This is a genomic window from Leucobacter insecticola (assembly GCF_011382965.1).
In the GTDB taxonomy this organism is placed as follows: Bacteria; Actinomycetota; Actinomycetes; order Actinomycetales; family Microbacteriaceae; genus Leucobacter; species Leucobacter insecticola.
This window is the reverse complement of the sequence record NZ_CP049934.1, coordinates 990,811-1,006,966: the sequence shown is the minus strand read 5'-3', so window position 1 is coordinate 1,006,966 and position 16,156 is coordinate 990,811. Positions and strand designations below refer to the sequence as shown.

15 protein-coding genes are annotated in these 16,156 nt (G+C 60.8%); 12 read left to right on the top strand and 3 right to left on the bottom strand.

What is annotated here, in order from left to right; genetic code table 11:
• Positions 1-165 precede the first annotated feature (165 nt).
• Positions 166-348, bottom strand: a complete 183-nt coding sequence (locus G7067_RS04655) for a hypothetical protein (protein ID WP_166322332.1) — start codon at positions 346-348, stop codon at positions 166-168.
• A gap of 44 nt (positions 349-392) precedes the next feature.
• Positions 393-1,352, bottom strand: a complete 960-nt coding sequence (locus G7067_RS04650) for a glycosyltransferase (RefSeq protein ID WP_166322331.1) — start codon at positions 1,350-1,352, stop codon at positions 393-395.
• Positions 1,353-1,671: 319 nt separating this feature from the next.
• Here G7067_RS04650 and G7067_RS04645 point away from each other — a divergent pair, with 319 nt between their 5' ends.
• Genes G7067_RS04645 through G7067_RS04625 form a run of 5 tightly spaced genes read left to right on the top strand, consistent with a single transcriptional unit; the run spans position 1,672 to position 5,750 of the window.
• On the top strand, positions 1,672-2,370 hold the full coding sequence (locus tag G7067_RS04645; RefSeq protein ID WP_425280694.1) for a glycosyltransferase family 2 protein: 699 nt from the start codon (positions 1,672-1,674) through the stop codon (positions 2,368-2,370).
• 8 nt (positions 2,371-2,378) lie between these two features.
• Positions 2,379-2,723, top strand: a complete 345-nt coding sequence (locus G7067_RS04640; protein ID WP_166322329.1) for a DUF2304 domain-containing protein — start codon at positions 2,379-2,381, stop codon at positions 2,721-2,723.
• Positions 2,720-4,684, top strand: coding sequence for a DUF6541 family protein (locus tag G7067_RS04635; RefSeq protein ID WP_166322328.1), 1,965 nt, complete (start codon positions 2,720-2,722; stop codon positions 4,682-4,684). The genes G7067_RS04640 and G7067_RS04635 overlap by 4 nt, the downstream gene beginning before the upstream one ends.
• Positions 4,681-5,409: a glycosyltransferase family 2 protein gene (locus G7067_RS04630; protein ID WP_166322327.1), complete on the top strand. Its 729-nt coding sequence runs from the start codon at positions 4,681-4,683 to the stop codon at positions 5,407-5,409. Before G7067_RS04635 ends, G7067_RS04630 begins: the two co-directional genes overlap by 4 nt.
• Positions 5,406-5,750, top strand: a complete 345-nt coding sequence (locus tag G7067_RS04625) for a DUF2304 domain-containing protein (RefSeq protein ID WP_166322326.1) — start codon at positions 5,406-5,408, stop codon at positions 5,748-5,750. Before G7067_RS04630 ends, G7067_RS04625 begins: the two co-directional genes overlap by 4 nt.
• Positions 5,751-5,805: 55 nt before the next feature.
• Here G7067_RS04625 and G7067_RS14840 read toward each other — a convergent pair whose 3' ends face one another.
• Positions 5,806-7,458, bottom strand: coding sequence for an ABC transporter permease (locus G7067_RS14840; RefSeq protein ID WP_341872866.1), 1,653 nt, complete (start codon positions 7,456-7,458; stop codon positions 5,806-5,808).
• Positions 7,459-7,717: 259 nt separating this feature from the next.
• Between G7067_RS14840 and G7067_RS04610 the strand changes: the two genes are divergently transcribed.
• The 7 genes from G7067_RS04610 to G7067_RS04580 all read left to right on the top strand — a co-directional run bounded on the left by G7067_RS04610 (position 7,718) and on the right by G7067_RS04580 (position 16,146).
• Complete coding sequence (locus G7067_RS04610) at positions 7,718-8,728, top strand: Gfo/Idh/MocA family protein (protein WP_166322325.1); 1,011 nt, start codon at positions 7,718-7,720, stop codon at positions 8,726-8,728.
• Positions 8,721-9,476, top strand: a complete 756-nt coding sequence (locus G7067_RS04605; RefSeq protein WP_244301257.1) for a DapH/DapD/GlmU-related protein — start codon at positions 8,721-8,723, stop codon at positions 9,474-9,476. Before G7067_RS04610 ends, G7067_RS04605 begins: the two co-directional genes overlap by 8 nt.
• A gap of 32 nt (positions 9,477-9,508) precedes the next feature.
• Positions 9,509-11,464 (top strand): DUF6541 family protein, encoded by a 1,956-nt coding sequence (locus G7067_RS04600; protein ID WP_166322324.1) that lies wholly within the window; start codon positions 9,509-9,511, stop codon positions 11,462-11,464.
• A 62-nt stretch (positions 11,465-11,526) separates the two neighbouring features.
• Positions 11,527-13,179 (top strand): glycosyltransferase, encoded by a 1,653-nt coding sequence (locus tag G7067_RS04595; protein WP_166322323.1) that lies wholly within the window; start codon positions 11,527-11,529, stop codon positions 13,177-13,179.
• Positions 13,167-14,057 carry a glycosyltransferase family 2 protein gene (locus G7067_RS04590; RefSeq protein WP_166322322.1) on the top strand — a complete coding sequence of 297 codons (891 nt, stop codon included), beginning with the start codon at positions 13,167-13,169 and terminating at the stop codon, positions 14,055-14,057. The genes G7067_RS04595 and G7067_RS04590 overlap by 13 nt, the downstream gene beginning before the upstream one ends.
• Positions 14,057-15,556 (top strand): acyltransferase family protein, encoded by a 1,500-nt coding sequence (locus G7067_RS04585; protein WP_166322321.1) that lies wholly within the window; start codon positions 14,057-14,059, stop codon positions 15,554-15,556. The genes G7067_RS04590 and G7067_RS04585 overlap by 1 nt, the downstream gene beginning before the upstream one ends.
• On the top strand, positions 15,439-16,146 hold the full coding sequence (locus tag G7067_RS04580; RefSeq protein WP_244301256.1) for an SGNH hydrolase domain-containing protein: 708 nt from the start codon (positions 15,439-15,441) through the stop codon (positions 16,144-16,146). The genes G7067_RS04585 and G7067_RS04580 overlap by 118 nt, the downstream gene beginning before the upstream one ends.
• Positions 16,147-16,156 lie beyond the last annotated feature (10 nt).

The window sequence follows — 16,156 nt, the reverse complement described above, 5'->3', positions numbered from 1 at the left end:
TGCTGGGGTCGATTCAAGGATGCGATGAAGTGCTTCACCCTCGTCAGCTTTCGCACCAGTGAGTGCAAACCTGAGGGGAGTCCTTCGAGAGTGGCGAGCAGGTGGAGGCGAAGCCCTAAAAGTGGCGGAAATGCGATAGACAATACCCATACTCCGCGAGCCCGGTCAGGTCTGAACGTTTCGCTGTTTCTCGTGATATGCCAATCGGCCGGTATGTGCAGGGCGTGGGTTGCGTTTCAGGTACTCGTGGATCGTGACGTGAAGTGCCGTCACGAGGGTGTCCAGGTCGTTGTCCATTCCGGTTCTTTCGGGGATCGAGTTTGAGGTTTCAACCTCGATCTTGGACACCCTCGCCCGAGTTTCGTGGGAGCGACGCCCCGGAAATCAATCGTCTACGAGACTGCAGCACCAACCGAGCGTCGGGCCACGCCTGCAAGGGAGACATTTTCTTCCGCCCAACCCGCAATCTGATCTGAAGCGTCGGCGCGCCCGACGACCTCACGCAGCGCCGCGGCAACCGCGACCGGGTCATAGTCGCAGGCGGCGCCCAGGAGTGGATGCGCTGCGATGGTCTGTTGCGCCGGTCCGGGACCCGCATACACTGTGGGTGTCCCGGTGGCCCACGAGGCGAAGAGCTTAGTCGGGAACGCGAAGTTGTATTCGGCACCGGGGTGAATGCTCACGACGCTGGCGACGGCGCCCCGCAACCAGCCAGCCGCTTCGTCGGGCGGCACTGTGTCGATAAAGTCGACGGGGGCGTCGAGCTCATTTGCAAGTTCCTGAAGCTTCTCCCAGGCACTACCACGGCCGAGAAACACCAAACGCAGATCCGGTTGCTCAGGGTGCAGCAGCGCAATCGCACGCACGAAAACATCCGCACCCTGCCATTCTGAAGCCGTGCCTGTATAGATAACGAAGCGTCCGTCGCCCCGAGTCTCACCGTTCGATTTGAACACCGCCGTGTCGATCCCGTTGCCCGTGGTGTGCACGGTTGCTTGAGGAGCGATCTCCCGGATCCGCTCGGTGACTCCTGCGTTCACCGAAAGCACACCGCGCGCACCTGTGCAGGCGAAACGCTCCATGGCGCGCACAACGGCCACGACGGCTCGCGGAGCGCCGATCGAAGCCGTCGCGTCAGACCACACATCCGCCGCGTAGTAGACGTAGGGGGTGCGGCGTAGGAAACATGCGATGCGCACGAAGAAGCCGGAGGTGGGTGGCGGATCGGTCACGATCAGACGGCGTCGGGGGCCGAAAAGGATACGGAAGAAGAGCGGCACGTCGAAGCTCAGATACTGCAGGTACCCGCGATTGTAACCAGCCCGATCTCGTAGCACCGGCAGCCGTTTCACGGAGTAGGAAGCCGCAGCATCGTTTCTCGCCGCAATAGCTCGCAGAGCCCCCGCGGCGGCTCCACCGTTAACACCTCGACTCGGTATCCGGCGTCCGTGAATGCCGCTGCTAGTGCGGCAAGTCGAAACGAGGCACCGCTCGGTTCGGGATCAAAAATGCGGGTGGCTATCGCAACGCACACGGCGCTCCTTACAGTATTCTCGCGGACCCCAGCAGTCTACTCGTCAGAAGCTGACTCTCTGGCAAGCTCGCACCATCGCGGGTTCCCGCCCGAGGCCTCAGCCCCGAGGGCCAGTTGCATCTGCCAGAATGGACAGCATGAATTCCCCCTCAGCCCATGCAGAGAGCATGCTCAACAACGATGCCTGGGTGGTCATTCCGCTTTTCAACGAGGCGCAAGTGATCGGCGAGGTAGTCCAGGGGCTCCGCGGTTTATTCGCGCAGGTCGTCTGCATCGATGACGGGTCAAACGACGAATCGGGAACAATCGCACGGGCCGCGGGGGCGCGTATCGTTCGACACCCCATCAACCTGGGGCAGGGAGCGGCGCTTCAGACAGGCTTCGAATACGCACTCGAACGCGGCGCTCACTACGTCGTGACTTTTGATGCCGACGGCCAACACCGTGTTGAAGATGCACTTGAGATGCTGAACCGTGCGCGCAATGAAGGTCTCGCGATCGTCTACGGTTCTCGCTTCCTCGACAACCGCACCCGGCCGGGACTGCTCAAGAAAATCGTTCTCAAAACCGCAGTCTGGGTGACAAATCTCACCACCCGCACCCGGCTCACCGATGCTCACAACGGCCTCAGGGTTATTCGCAACGACGCACTCAACCTCATCAAGCTGCGCCAGGATCGCATGGCGCACGGCACCGAAATCGTGGTGCAACTCGGGCGTACAGGCCTCCCCTATGCGGAGCATCCCGTCGAGGTCATTTACAGTGATTATTCGAAAGCGAAGGGGCAATCACTGCTGAATTCGGTAAACATTCTCATCGACCTCATCATCCGCTAGGAAACACCATGTCAATTTTCCAGCTCCTCCTCATCGCAGCCGTGATAATTGCGGCATCGATCGCGGTGAGGTATCTGCCCGGTGAACGCTCGCTGGCACTCAAACGCATCTTCGCGATCAGTTTCGTACTCATCGCGGTGCTCGCGATTCTCTTCCCAGGTGTGCTCACGTATATCGCGGGCTTCTTCGGTATCGGACGTGGAACCGACCTGCTGCTCTACGTTTTCATCGTCATGACTCTGCTATTCGCCGTCGCAACCGTGCGCGCGAAAGCCCGGAGCGATGCCCGCGTCACTGATCTTGCTCGCGCTGTCGCGCTGATGGAAGCACGTATCCGCGAGGACAAGCGTTGAACTTGCTCACCTCTTGGCTACCCATCCTTCCTGCAGTCCTGGTAGCGATCGCACTCGTAACTGTCCCCGGCTTGCCGACGGCCTGGGCGTTGCGCCTCCGCGGCCTTCCACTCGTTGCAGGATCGATCGCGGCCTCGCTCGCAATCATTGCGATCACCTCGCTCGCCGCGCCATTCGTGGGCCTGAGCTGGGGAATACTGCCGGTGCTCGGAACGGCCGTTACACTCTCTCTTGCAGCGCTCCTGCTACGGCGTTGGCTGCCGCGCGATAGCAGAGAGCGGGCACCGGATCGGGCATGGCTCGTCTGGGCGCTGCCGGTGCTGGTCGCGGGATCCATCATCACGATCGAGACGGTGCGCGCAATCGCCTCACCAGAGAATGTCTCTCAGACGTACGACGCGGTCTTTCATCTCAACGCCACGGCATACATTCTCGATACGGGAGATGCCTCTCCCCTCCACATGAATTTGGCTGCTCCTCAGCTCACAACCTCGATCTATCCAACGCTGTGGCACGCGATCGTCGCACTCGTTTCAACGCTCAGCGGCGCATCGATTCCCGTCGCAACGAACGCGGTTACTCTTGCAACAGCAGCGTGGATATGGCCCGTCGCGGTACTCTTCTTCGCGACTCCGTTCCTCGCCGGACGACGTTCGAGCATGCTGTTCGCCGCGATCTTCGCTGCGACCTCCTCTGCCTTCCCCTATCTCCTCCTATCGTGGGGGGTGCTCTATCCCAACGTGCTCGCGACTGCGCTGGTACCCGTCGCGCTCGGTTTCACTCATCTCGCGCTTCGCCCGCAGCTACAGTCCGTCCCTGCACCTCGCGCCAGTCTCTGGGTTGCTGGCGTCGGCGCGCTTGGAGCCACGGGTTTTGCCCACCCCAATGGCGTCTACGCCTTCGCTTTGATTCTAATTCCGCTTCTTATCTCCTATGCCACACGCATCAACCGAAGTGTGACTCAGCCGCTCGCTCGGGCCACGCGTTGGGCTGCAGTCCTCACAGCCCTCGCAGTAGTCGTAATGATGTGGACGCTCGTTACAAACAGTGACACCGAGAAAGACTATGGGAGTTCCTTTCTCTCCGGGCTTGTTGGGGCACTCTCGAATGCGCCCCTTATTCCCGCGAAGGCCTGGTTCGTCACACTGTTTGTACTGGCTGGGGCGGTGTTATTGACAGTATGGAAGTGCCACCGGTGGCTCATGCTCGCGTATTGCCTCACAGTAGTGATGTACGCCGTTGCCATTGGCCTCACCGGGCCGCTTAGGGACGCGCTCACTCTGGCCTGGTATAACGATGCTGCCCGCATCGCAGCTCTTCTTCCAATTACGGCGGTTCCACTTGCCACGGTCGCAGCGACCGCGTTGAGCGATGCAGTACGCGACGGGCTCCCCCGATTTGCGAAGTCTTTTCCAACTTGGGTGCGGCGAAACTGGTTGCCACCGCTCGCGGTCATCGCAGTGGCAGTAATCCTGTTGACGGGCGCGCGAGGCGCGAACATCGGAGCCCAAATTGGCTGGATGACCGGGCTCTTCTCCACCTCGCCCGCCAATAACGAGGATCCCGATATGCTCTCTGCCGATGAGCTCGCGCTGCTCGAGCGACTCAGCGATGAGGTACCAGAGAATGCGCGCATCGCAGGAGATCCTTGGAACGGCTCAGCCTACGCCTACGCCATCTCGGGCCGCAAGGTGGTCTTTCCACACATGACGGCACAGTACGACGCTGACGCGGCTGCAATCGCTGGCGGGCTCCGCACGATGGGGCCGCAGGCCTGTGACTACCTCGGCCGCCTCGGCGTTGACTACGTGCTCGACTTCGGCGACCCCAACTTCAACACGTATCCGCCTGAGAAATCGACTCATTTCTCTGGCCTGCGTCACGTCTCCGAGAACCCGGTACTGCGCGAGGTAGACCGCCAGGGCGATGCCGCCCTGTTCCGCGTGGAGTGTGACCAGTGACAAAACCACGCACCCTCGTCATCCTCCCGGCCTGGAACGAGGAGAAAGCCCTTCCAGATTTGCTCGCCGAACTGGTACGCGAGTGTCCTGATGTTGACGTCTTGGTGATCGATGACGCCTCCACAGACAACACGAATAGCGCCGCCAGGACCGTACCTGGGGTACGCGTGCTTTCGCTCCCGATCAACATCGGCGTGGGCGGCGCCACACGCGCGGGGCTGCTCTACGGGGAGCGAGGCGGCTACGAGGCAGTGGTTCAGTGCGACGCGGACGGGCAGCATCCACCCGCTGACATTCCCCGGCTCGTTGCACAGCTTAAAACAGCGGATATGGTCATCGGTGCTCGCTTTGCGGGAGCCGATGGCTATCAAGTGCGAGGGCCAAGGCGGTGGGCGATGCGGCTACTCTCTAGAGTGTTTTCACGTATGCACCGCGTCCGGCTCACTGACACCACTAGTGGTTTCCGCGCCTTCGGGCCACAGGCTATCAGCCTGTTCAGCCAGGTAATGCCGCCAGAGTACCTCGGAGACACTGTCGACGCACTCGTCATCGCAAAACGGCACCGCCTGCGGGTTGAACAGGTCCCCGTAGCGATGCGCGAGAGACAGGCAGGCACCGCCAGCCACGGGTCAGTGCTGGCCGGGGTATTCCTCGCAAGGGCACTGTTTATCCTGTTGCTCTCACTCCCTAGGCTCGTAATCCGCAGGAGAAAGGCCCAGTCATGATCCAGATCATCGTTGCGATCATTGTTCTTGCCGCCATCGCGCTGGTGCTGTTTTTGGTCTTTTCACGCAGGCTGCTCGTAAAGTATGCAGCTTTGTGGATCGGTGTGGCCGTGGTCATGCTGATCTTATTCAGTGTTCCGAGCCTTGTCGACGGGATAGCGAAGTCCTTCGGATTCCAGGTAACCTCGAACTTCCTCTTCTTTGCGGCCATCGCGCTTCTTCTCGCGATTGCTTTGTACCTGAGCGTGGCGGTAACCGACGCAGCTCGGCGTGAGCAGCGCCTCGCCGAGGAACTTGCGCTCCTAGCGGAGCGGGTAGACCAACTCGAGCAAGGCAAATAGGCGAGGCTGTGCTTCAACGAAGGGAAGGCTCTGCGGGACGCAGGACGACTAGGAATTAGTCGTCGCGCTGGTAATCCTCTGAGCCGAGGTAAGCGATCGCCTCTTCGATCGGCCCGTCGAATCGCTTCCGGCCACGCTTGATCACCACACCACGGTCACACAGTTCACGAACGAGTTCCATATCGTGGCTGACCACTACCATGGTCTTGTTCTCACGAATCATCTCCTGGAATTTCAGCCGGCACTTCTCACGGAACGGCGCATCGCCAACCGAAAGAATCTCGTCAACCAACAGGATGTCGAGCTCGACGTGAATTGCAACAGAGAACGCGAGACGCATGAACATGCCGGAGGAGTAGTACTTCACCTCCTGGTCGAGGAACTCACGGATCTCCGCAAAATCGACGATTTTTTCGAAGATAGCATCAATCTCGTGCTCCTTCATGCCCAGGATCGCGGCATTCAGATACACGTTCTCACGCCCGGTGAGCTCGGGGTGGAACCCGGCACCGACCTCGATCAGTCCGGCTACACGCCCACGCATACGAACGACGCCCTCGTCTGGGGGCATCACGCCAGACATGATCTTCAGCATCGTCGACTTGCCGGATCCGTTGTATCCGAGCAGCGCGATCGATTCGCCTTCCATTACCTCGAAACTCAGGTCGTTGAGCGCGGTGAACTCGGTCCGCAGCTGCTTACGCTTCGTCCAGGCGATGAACGTTTCCTTCAGCGAATGCGTGTGCTTCAGCGAGAAGTGCTTGGTGATGTGTTCAGCGACAATCGCCGGCTCGTGCGTGCCCATATTTGTGTGCCCTTGTCGTTCCATCAAAGATCCTGCGCAAATCGTGGCTCGATCTTGCGGAACACCCACTGACCGATGAGCAGCATGACGAGGGTGATCACCACAGAGATCCCACGGAAGCCCAGAAATTCGGAGGCAGATCATGCCCCCGGACGTCACCGGCGACCAAAACGCCAGGTGAAACAACTCGACCGCGGCAGTCAACGGATTGACCTGGTAAATCCACATCACCCAAGACGGCACGTGGACCGCAACCATTTCCCACGAATACAGCACTGGGGAAGCCCAGGTGGCCACGAGCAAGATCAGGTCGACGAAGTTCTGCGCATCACGGAACGCGACGTTGAGAGATCCAAAAAAGAGCCCAAGACCGGTCGAGGCGAGAGCAATGATGAGCATCGCCAACAGTGCGGCCCCGAGATAGAGAGGCATCGGAAGCCACCCGGTGAGCACCGCGACCACTACAAGAATGCCGGCCTGCGGGAGGAAATGAATGAAGGACACAAACACTGCGGCTACGGGAAACAGCTCGCGCGGCATATAGATCTTGCGTACGAGATGCGCGTTGTCAACGAGAGATCGAGTCGCGTTGCCAAAGCCTTCACTGAAGAAATTGACCACGATAATGCCAGAGAACAGATACAGCGCGAAATTCTCTACGCCGCGATTCATGTTCAGAAAGACGCCAAGCACGAGATAAAAGATAAGGAACTGGGCGGCGGGCCGCACATACGACCACACCCACCCCAGCACCGAGTTGCGGTATCGCGTTGAAGTCTCTTTGCGCACCAGAAGCCGCAGCAGGTATCGCCAACGGAACACTTCGAGCAGGCCACGTCCCTGCCCCGGAACGTCAAATCCGGCTGAGCTCGCGCCGGCACCCTGTACGGTGCTTGCTGCCACAGTTCCTCCCTGGGTATTGGCCGAATCCTCCTACTGGCGAGCGATCCGGTAACCGCCCGAGTCTACCAAATATGCCGCCCCCGGAAACTGAGCGCCGAACCGCAGCCGACATATTCCACCCGCACGGAGCTGAGGCCTGTAGGCCCAGGTTTCGCGGAACCCGCCCGGTAAGATATTGCTGGAGTACGACGACAGCGCCACGAAACCGGTGGCTAGGGCGCGCCGCCGCCTCGGTACCGGAAACCACGAAGGAGCAGCAATGACGATCAAGGTCGGCCTGATTGGGCTGGGCATGATGGGCCGGCACCACGCAAGAGTTGCGCGCGAAGTGGAGGGTGTCGAGCTTGTGGCCGTTGCTGACGCGATGGGTGACCCCCACGGCGTTGCAGGATCGCTGCCGCGATACGATTCGGTTCAAGAGCTCATCGCTCACGGAATCGACGCGGCTGTCGTGGCTGTCCCGACACAGTTCCACGAAGAGGTCGGACTGGCGCTCGCTGAGGGTGGAGTACACGCCCTCATCGAAAAGCCCGTCGCGCACACGCTCGAAGCTGGTCAGCGCCTCGTCGAAGCGTTCGAATCTCGCGGTCTCGTCGGCGCAGTCGGGCACATCGAACGGTTCAACCCGGCGCTGATGAGCCTGCGCAAGCGACTCGAAAACGGCGACCTCGGCGAAGTATACCAGATCCACACCCGCCGCCAGGGCCCCTTCCCTGCGCGAATCGCCGATGTTGGCGTGATGAAGGATCTCGGCAGCCACGACGTTGACCTTACTGCGTGGCTCGCTCGTTCCGACTTTCAGTCGATCGGCGCGCAGACCGCATTCCGAAGCGGCCGCAAATTTGAAGACATGGTAACCATTTCGGCCAAGCTCGAAAACGGGATCGTCACGAATCACCTCGTGAACTGGCTAACGCCCTTCAAAGAACGCCTCACCCTCGTGACAGGCGAACGCGGAGCGTTCATCGCCGACACCCTCACCGCTGACCTCACCTTCTTCGAAAACGGCACCTTTGACAGCGAATGGGATGCGGTAACCACTTTCCGTGGAGTGAGTGAGGGAACCGTGACGCGATTCGCCCTTGAAAAGCGGGAGCCACTGCGTAGCGAGCACGAAGCATTCCGCGATCGCATTCTAGGCCAGCCCTCAGAAGCGGTCACCCTTCGCGAGGGTTTGCAGGTGCTCAAGGTGTGTGAAGCCGCGATTGAGGCCGCGCAGACCGGCACGACGATTGAGGTTGCGAGCCTGCGAGGCAAAGCCAGTGAGTAATCAGGGAACACCGTCCCAGCTGGTGAGCCCACTCGCAGTTGTTGGCCCCGGCGTCACTCTTGGCAATGGCGTCGCAATTGGCCCCGGGGCCGTCGTTCTCGGCCCCGCGGTGGTTGAGGATGGCGTCTGGATTGGCCCTGGCGCGCAGATCGGCGCACCGCCAGAGATGTCGAACCTCCGCCAGAATACTGCCTGGACTGGTGACCTCGAGCACGCAGGCGTACGCATCGGAGCGGGAGCTGTGATCCGCGAGAACGTGGTCATTCATCAGGGAAGCTACCGCGAAACCACGGTCGGTGCCAGATCCTGGATCCTCGCTCGCGCCTACATCGCGCACGACGTACTCATAGGCGAAGATGCCACCGTGTCTGCCGGGGTCAGTATCGGCGGCCACTGCATCATTGGCGATCGCGTAAACATCGGCATGAACGCCGCCGTGCACCAGCGGAGGATTATCGGCCCTGGTGCCATGATCGGCATGGGAACGCCCCTGTCGCGCGATGTTCCGCCTTACGGCAAGGCCTTTGGCTCACCGGCCAGACTCCGCGGACTGAACGTCATCGGCATGGAGCGATTCGCCATTTCCAGCGCCGAAATCGAGTTGTTACTGCAACGATACACTGCGGGAGACCTGCTGCTCGAAGAGTCGCTCAGTCTCCACGATGACTCACCTCTGACGGCAGACCTCGCCTGGTGGCATGCCAAGCCCGGTCGCAGGCCTCTGCATGCCGGTTTCGGGGAGAGATAAGCCTTGCTGTCCTGGGTGGGGCCATCCCGTTGATGGTCGTCAGCGTCCTCCTGCTATACATACCGGGCCTCGCCACTGGCTATTTCCTTGGCTTGCGTAGGATCTGGTGGTGGGCGTTCGCGCCTCTCTTCTCCGTCGGATCCTACGCACTGCTCGCCGTCGTGGTCCCCTGGCTCGGCCTGCCGTGGAGCCTCGGCACGGCTGGGGCCGGCGTGATCGCGGTGAGCGCTTTCATCGTGTTAGCTGGAAGGGTTCTGCTGCGCAGCCGGTTCGCAGCCCCAGAGGAGCGTCCTTATCACTGGGCGTGGGGCGCTGGTCCTCTAGTTTTTGCAGGCACAGGCTTGCTGTTTATTGGCTGCGTTGGAATCGGTGACCCAAATGCCATTTCGCAGTCGTGGGATTCTGTGTACCACCATGGCTCTCTGCGTTTTGTGCTCGACACCAACAACGCTTCCCCTTTCCACCTTCCTGCCTATACGAGCCCAGAGAAACCTGGATTTTACTACCCTGGCGGATGGCACGCGATCGTTTCCCTCGTTGCGATGGCAGGGGGAGGAAACATTCCCCTCGCGATGAACGCGTTCAACATGGTCGTCGTTGCGCTGGTGTGGCCCGCGGGCATCATGCTGTTCACTCGCCAGCTCGTGCGGACCACACCTGTGACCCTCGTGGGGGCGGGCGTGCTCGCGGCAGCGTTTCCCGCTTTTCCCCTCAATACGCTCGCCTACGGGATCATCTATCCGTTCTTCCTAGGCATGGCCCTCCTACCTGCAGCGCTCGCAGCCGTGCTGCAGGTGCTCGGTCTATCTCGAACTCAGAGCTTCGGTCCGCTCCGTTTGCGCGTTGCTCTCGCATTGTTCGCCACCGGAACGGTTGCTCTCTCGCATCCCTCAGCGTTCACCGGGCTGCTTGTGTTCAGCACGGTCGCGGCGAGCGTCGCGCTCAGCTCCAGCTGGCGCAGTGCGACCGTCCGTCGACGTGTTGTCAACGTCCTGTTGTTCCTCGTCTTTCTATTCGCCGCATACAAGATCTTTGTTCGCATGCGCACATCCTGGTGGTGGCCCGCGCAAACTTCACTCGGAGACGCGGCCTTCCAAGCCTTCACCTCCTCGATTCTCGGCTCAGGCTTGCCGTTGGTCATGACGGTGCTGGTGGCGATTGGGATATTGACTGCGATTGTGAGGAGGGAGCGCTTCGGCATCGCGGCGGCTCTCATCTGGTGCTGCGCAGTCGCGCTCTACATCATCGCCGCAGGGGCGTCTACTCCCGCTCTCCGCTTGATCGTAAATCCCTGGTTCGCTGACGTCCCCCGTCTAGCCGCTTTGCTCGTGGTGGCAGTGATCCCGCTCTCCGTGCTCGGGCTCAATAGCCTTAGTGTCGCGCTGAGCCAGTCGCGCGTTGGTAAAACTGGTGCCGGCCTGACTGTGGGGGTCGCTCTCATTTCTATACTTCTCACGACCGGATACCCGAGGTTTGTGCCCCTTCTCAGGCTCGTGCACGACGGCCAATCAGCAAGCTATATCGATTCGATACCGCCGGATGACCGTAGACTCCTGGGAGGACGCAATGAGGAGGGCAAAGTACCCATCAACAACGTGCTCTCCGATGACGAACGCACGCTCATCTCCCGGCTTCATGAACACGTGCCGAAGGGAGCAGTCATCGCGGGTAACCCCTGGACGGGCACACCCTACGCATACTCACTCGCCGGATACTCGGTGCTACTCACCTACCAAAAGTCATTCATCAACGAGAACGCGAAACAAATCCTGGACACCTTTGCGCTCACGCCAGACAGTCCTGAAACGTGCAGCGCACTAGAACAAACCGGCGTCAGGTACATTCTTGATTTCGGGACGCGAGAGGTGGAAAGCGGGGATCACCGCTACCCAGGCATCGAAAACCTTGACGACAACCCTGCCGTTCAGCTCATCGATCAACAGGGTGAAGCAAAACTCTTCAAGATCATCTCTTGTGGTCTCTCATAGGCGGCCGGGACGGAATCCTGTCAGGCCTTGCAGCAGACTACGATGCTAGATTATTGGAGATCATGCACTCCCCACTTTTCGTAGTCCTTCCTGAGTCAGCTGCAACTCTCGCAGCAGCCTCTGAGCTCAGCACACTCCAGATTGCGCAGCTCACCGCCGCCGCGAACTATCACGCACTCAGAAACCCCGGCGCGCTCCTCGAACTGCGCGTCACAAGTGGCAGCATCAACCAGATGCCAGCGCTCACAGACATCACCACGATCGACGGTTCCGCTGGAATCGACGCGCACGAGCACTTCGCCGTGTCGGTGCGAAGCCTGGCAGTCGGGTCGATCCAGGCGACCCCGCCCGAGCGTCCGGTGAAGCGATCCATCAGGGTCAGTCACCCCGCGGCGACCCCCGCGACCACCGAGCCGCCCGCCCCAGCCTCGCTCCCCCGCAGGGTATACCGCGAACTCGAACAGCGCAGCCCCGTGGCCCTCGATGCCGTCAGGGAAACTCTCATGCAGCGGCGAGAACGCGCGATCAGCGCTCCGCTCGAGCGCTGGCCAGGCTGCGAGGCCGCCCGCTCCGCTGAGCCGGTGATCACGGCGTGGAGTCACACCCCTGCGGCCCCAGAACCCACGGCACCGCGTGCCGTGCTCTTCGGCCTGCACTGGCTGCAAACCGGCGGTGCAGAGCGATGGGCCCTCGAATCAGTCAGCCTCGCGAAAGCAGCGGGGTTCCTTCCCGTGATTGTCACGGACCAGAACTCGGTTCATCCGTGGCTCACCGCACCGGAGCTTGCGGACTGCGTCATCATCACGATGAGCTTCCCCGAGCACCTGCACACCCTCGATATCGGGCTGACCCACGCGCTCCTCGAGAACTATAATTTCAGCGGCGTCATGATCCACCACTGCCAGTGGCTCTACCTGAGCCTGCCCTGGATCGCCAAGCACCGACCCGATCTGCCCGTGGTTGATTCGCTGCACATCGTGGAGTACTTGGGCGGCGGGTATCCGGGACTCTCAGTGCAGTACGACCGTTTCATCGATCGGCACCACGCGATCTCCCCCGAACTTGTGCGCTGGATGACCGATGTTCAAGGTGTGGACGCCACCAAAATCGACATGGCACCGCTCGCGCAGCTCACCACGGATGTATCGACGGAGTTTGCAGCGCGGGATCCGCAGCGGCCATTCAGCATTGCCTTTATCGGCCGCTTGTCGCGACAGAAGCGGCCCGACGTCTTCCTGCTCCTCGTCCACCGCCTCCACAAGCTCGGGATCCCGTTCCACGCGATCATGCACGGTGACGGTGAAATGCGGGACACGGTCGATGGGCTCATCGACCATTTTGGGCTGCAGAGCGTCCTTGAACGGCGATACGAAGACACTCCCGTCAGTGACACCCTCGATGCTGCCGATCTCCTCGTCATCACCTCAATCAACGAGGGGCTCACACTGACCACTTTCGAGGCCGTCGCCACGGGGGTCCCCGTACTATCGGCGGATGTCGGTTCTCAACGCACGATCGTGCAAGACATGATGCTCGTGCCTCGCCCCGCTCGCCCCTTTATTCGACAGGCCACCTCCGCCATCACCGCGCTCGCGGCGAACGAAAAGCTTCGAGAGCGGCACTGGGCTGCCCAGCGCGAGCGCATCGATCAATTCAACACACTCACCGGCGCGAGCCAGTGGATGAAGGAGCTGCTTACACAATGGCAAGCGTAGCCGCGGTCATCGTCACGTTTAATCGTCTGGAAAAACTCAAGACGGTCATCGCCTCTATCGAGGCACAGACACACGCGCCCTCCAGCCTCGTTATCGTCGACAACGCCTCGACTGACGGGACCGGTGATTACCTCAGAGCGCTGAAGTCCCCTCTGCGGCTTGACATCGTCAGCCTGTCGACAAACACGGGCGGTGCCGGCGGCTTCTCGGCGGGCATGCGCCGCGGCTACGAGCTCGGCGCTGACTTTGTCTGGATCATGGACGATGATGGCTATCCCGAGCCAGAGGCGCTCGAACGACTCATCCACGGTTTCGATGAGGCCGTCGACGAACTGGGTGAGGAGATGCCGTTCGCATGTTCCGTTGTGAAATACATCGACGGTTCGATCTGCGAGATGAATAACCCCGTTCCCACATGGGACTGGGGTCGCCTGCTCGCGCGCGGCCAAAACTCGGTGATGGTGACGCGCTGCTCGTTCGTTTCGGTACTGATCCCACGCTGGGCGATCGAGCGCCACGGTCTCCCCTACAAGGAATACTTCATCTGGTTCGACGACGCCGAATACACGCTCCGACTATCGCGAGAGTGCCCGGGAGTACAGGTGCTTGATAGCGTCACCGTGCACGACATGGGCGAGAACGCAGGCGTCAACTTCGGGATGATCGACGCGAAGAACGCCTGGAAGTTCGCCTACGGCGTGCGCAACGAGGCCTCGTACCGTCGCCAACACCAGTCGCTCCCCCACTTTCTGATGTTCGCGGCGCAGGTCATCGTCGGCATGCGCCGGGGCGGTGTACAGAGCAAGCACCGTCGCCAGATGTACCGCAAACTCTGGGAAGGCTTCAAGTTCAACCCGCAAGTGGACCGCGTGGTCTAGTGTCCCGTTCAACAAAACGGCTCGACATTCAGGGCCTCCGCGCCCTCGCCGTCACGCTGGTAGTCGTCTTCCATTTGTTCCCCAACCGCTTGCCCGGCGGTTACATCGGCGTCGACATTTTCTTTGCCATCAGCGGTTTCCTCATCACCGCCCACCTCCTCAGGGAGGTAGAGACAACCGGCCGCATCCACATCACCGAGTTCTGGGCGAAACGCGTTCGTCGCCTTCTCCCGGCGTCCCTGCTCGTGCTCCTCGTGACCGCAATCCTCACGATGACGGTGATGCCGGGCAACACCCGAACCCAAAACTACGGCGACATCGGCTACGCCGCCGGCTACATCTTGAACTGGCGCCTCGCAGCGAACTCTGTCGACTACCTCAACGCCGACGCCGCGCCATCGATGGTTCAGCACTACTGGTCACTCTCAATCGAAGAGCAGTTCTATCTCGTCTGGCCTGTCCTCATCGCGCTCACCATCCTCATCGCGGCCCTGGCAAAGCGACCCCCTCGACGTTTCATCCTCACCGCACTCATCATCGTGCTGGCCGCATCCCTTGCGTTCTCCATCTTCGAGACCGCCAGGTCCCAGCCCTCTGCCTACTTCATCACCACCACCCGGGCCTGGGAGTTTGCTTTCGGCGGACTCGTCGCAATGCTCCCGGCGGCTCGATTCTCGGCCGCCCTCCGCGGGATATTCAGCTACATGTCGCTCGCCGCAATCGCGGCTACTGCCTTCCTGTTTAACGCTTCCACCGCGTTTCCTGGCGCGCTGGCCGTCATCCCGATCGCAGCAACCGCGATCCTGCTCTGGTGCGGCGATACGAGCAGACCGCAGCCCTGGAAGTTCGCCCCTCAGCGGCTCACCCACAACCGCGTCGTTCAGTTTCTCGGAGATACCTCATACTCGGTGTACCTGTGGCACTGGCCCCTCATCATCGCAGTGACCGCCACCCTACCCCAGCTGAACTGGGGAATCCGACGGGCTCTCGTTGTGGTCCCCACAACCATTGTGTTGGCCTGGATCACACTGAAGCTTGTCGAAGACCCGATCCGCCGCGCTCCCGGCCCGCTGAAACGCCAGAGTGTGACCTTTGGCCTCATGGGATTCGCCGTCGCAGGGATCATCGCACTCGTCTCTATCAACACCATCAGCATTCAACAGGACGTTGAACAACGACAGACCGAACTCGATGCGCTCCTCAACGGTAACGGCAACGCCGACCCGGGGACATCTGCATCGGCGCTTACGCGATCCTCAACAACTGCGAAAACCCGCACGAGTCGGTCCCGGAACTCATCGACCCCACTTTTGCCCAAGAGGACGTTCCATGGAACTGGTTCGGCACGGTCATCGCGAAGGCGCACTGCACAGCGACCACGGTGGGAACCTTTGACGAGCAATCCTGCAGCTTCGAAGCAGATCAAGGTAGCCATGATTCGACCGCCGGCACGGGCCGCAACGTTATGCTGTTCGGCGACTCGCACGCCGAACAGCTGATTCCGCCGATGCAGCAGCTTGCCGCCCGCGAGGGCTGGAACCTGCGCGTCGAGACACGGTCGGGTTGCGGAGTGTTTGGCGTTTCACGCGACGCCCTCCAGCAAGACGCGGACCGCTGCGTCGAATGGAGCGAGCAGGAAGTCCGTGCAATTGAGTCCGATCCGACGATTTCCACCGTGGTGATCGTCATTCGCAGCGATCTCGTTGTGGGCGAGCCGGATCCTGCACCGATTCTCTCGCGTCTGCGGGATGCCGGGAAACAGGTCATCGTATTCCGGGACCTCCCAACAGTCGAACTGTTTGACGCACAGGGCAAGCGCATGACCGGACCAGCCTGTCTCGCCGCGCAGGAGAGCCGAGATGACGCCTGTTCCTGGGAGGCAGCGCAGGATCTCGACTGGCTCACCGCCGCTGCGCATCAGCTCGATATCGACGTCGTCGACCTGCAGGATCTGCTCTGCCCTGATGGGACTTGCCACATGATTACCGGTGATCTCGTTGTCTACACCGACGACAACCACTTCACCGGTACGTTTGCGAAATCGCTCACTGGCTGGCTGCAGCGCGAACTGGTGCCGCTCGTGAAGTAGAGATCGACAC

Excerpts from the sequence above, each read along its gene's own strand:
- G7067_RS04645 (WP_425280694.1), top strand. The coding sequence starts at position 1,672 with ATGAATTCCCCCTCAGCCCATGCAGAGAGCATGCTCAACAACGATGCC.
- G7067_RS04640 (WP_166322329.1), top strand. The coding sequence starts at position 2,379 with ATGTCAATTTTCCAGCTCCTCCTCATCGCAGCCGTGATAATTGCGGCA.
- G7067_RS04625 (WP_166322326.1), top strand. The coding sequence starts at position 5,406 with ATGATCCAGATCATCGTTGCGATCATTGTTCTTGCCGCCATCGCGCTG.
- G7067_RS04610 (WP_166322325.1), top strand. The coding sequence starts at position 7,718 with ATGACGATCAAGGTCGGCCTGATTGGGCTGGGCATGATGGGCCGGCAC.
- G7067_RS04600 (WP_166322324.1), top strand. The coding sequence starts at position 9,509 with ATGGTCGTCAGCGTCCTCCTGCTATACATACCGGGCCTCGCCACTGGC.
- G7067_RS04595 (WP_166322323.1), top strand. The coding sequence starts at position 11,527 with ATGCACTCCCCACTTTTCGTAGTCCTTCCTGAGTCAGCTGCAACTCTC.
- G7067_RS04590 (WP_166322322.1), top strand. The coding sequence starts at position 13,167 with ATGGCAAGCGTAGCCGCGGTCATCGTCACGTTTAATCGTCTGGAAAAA.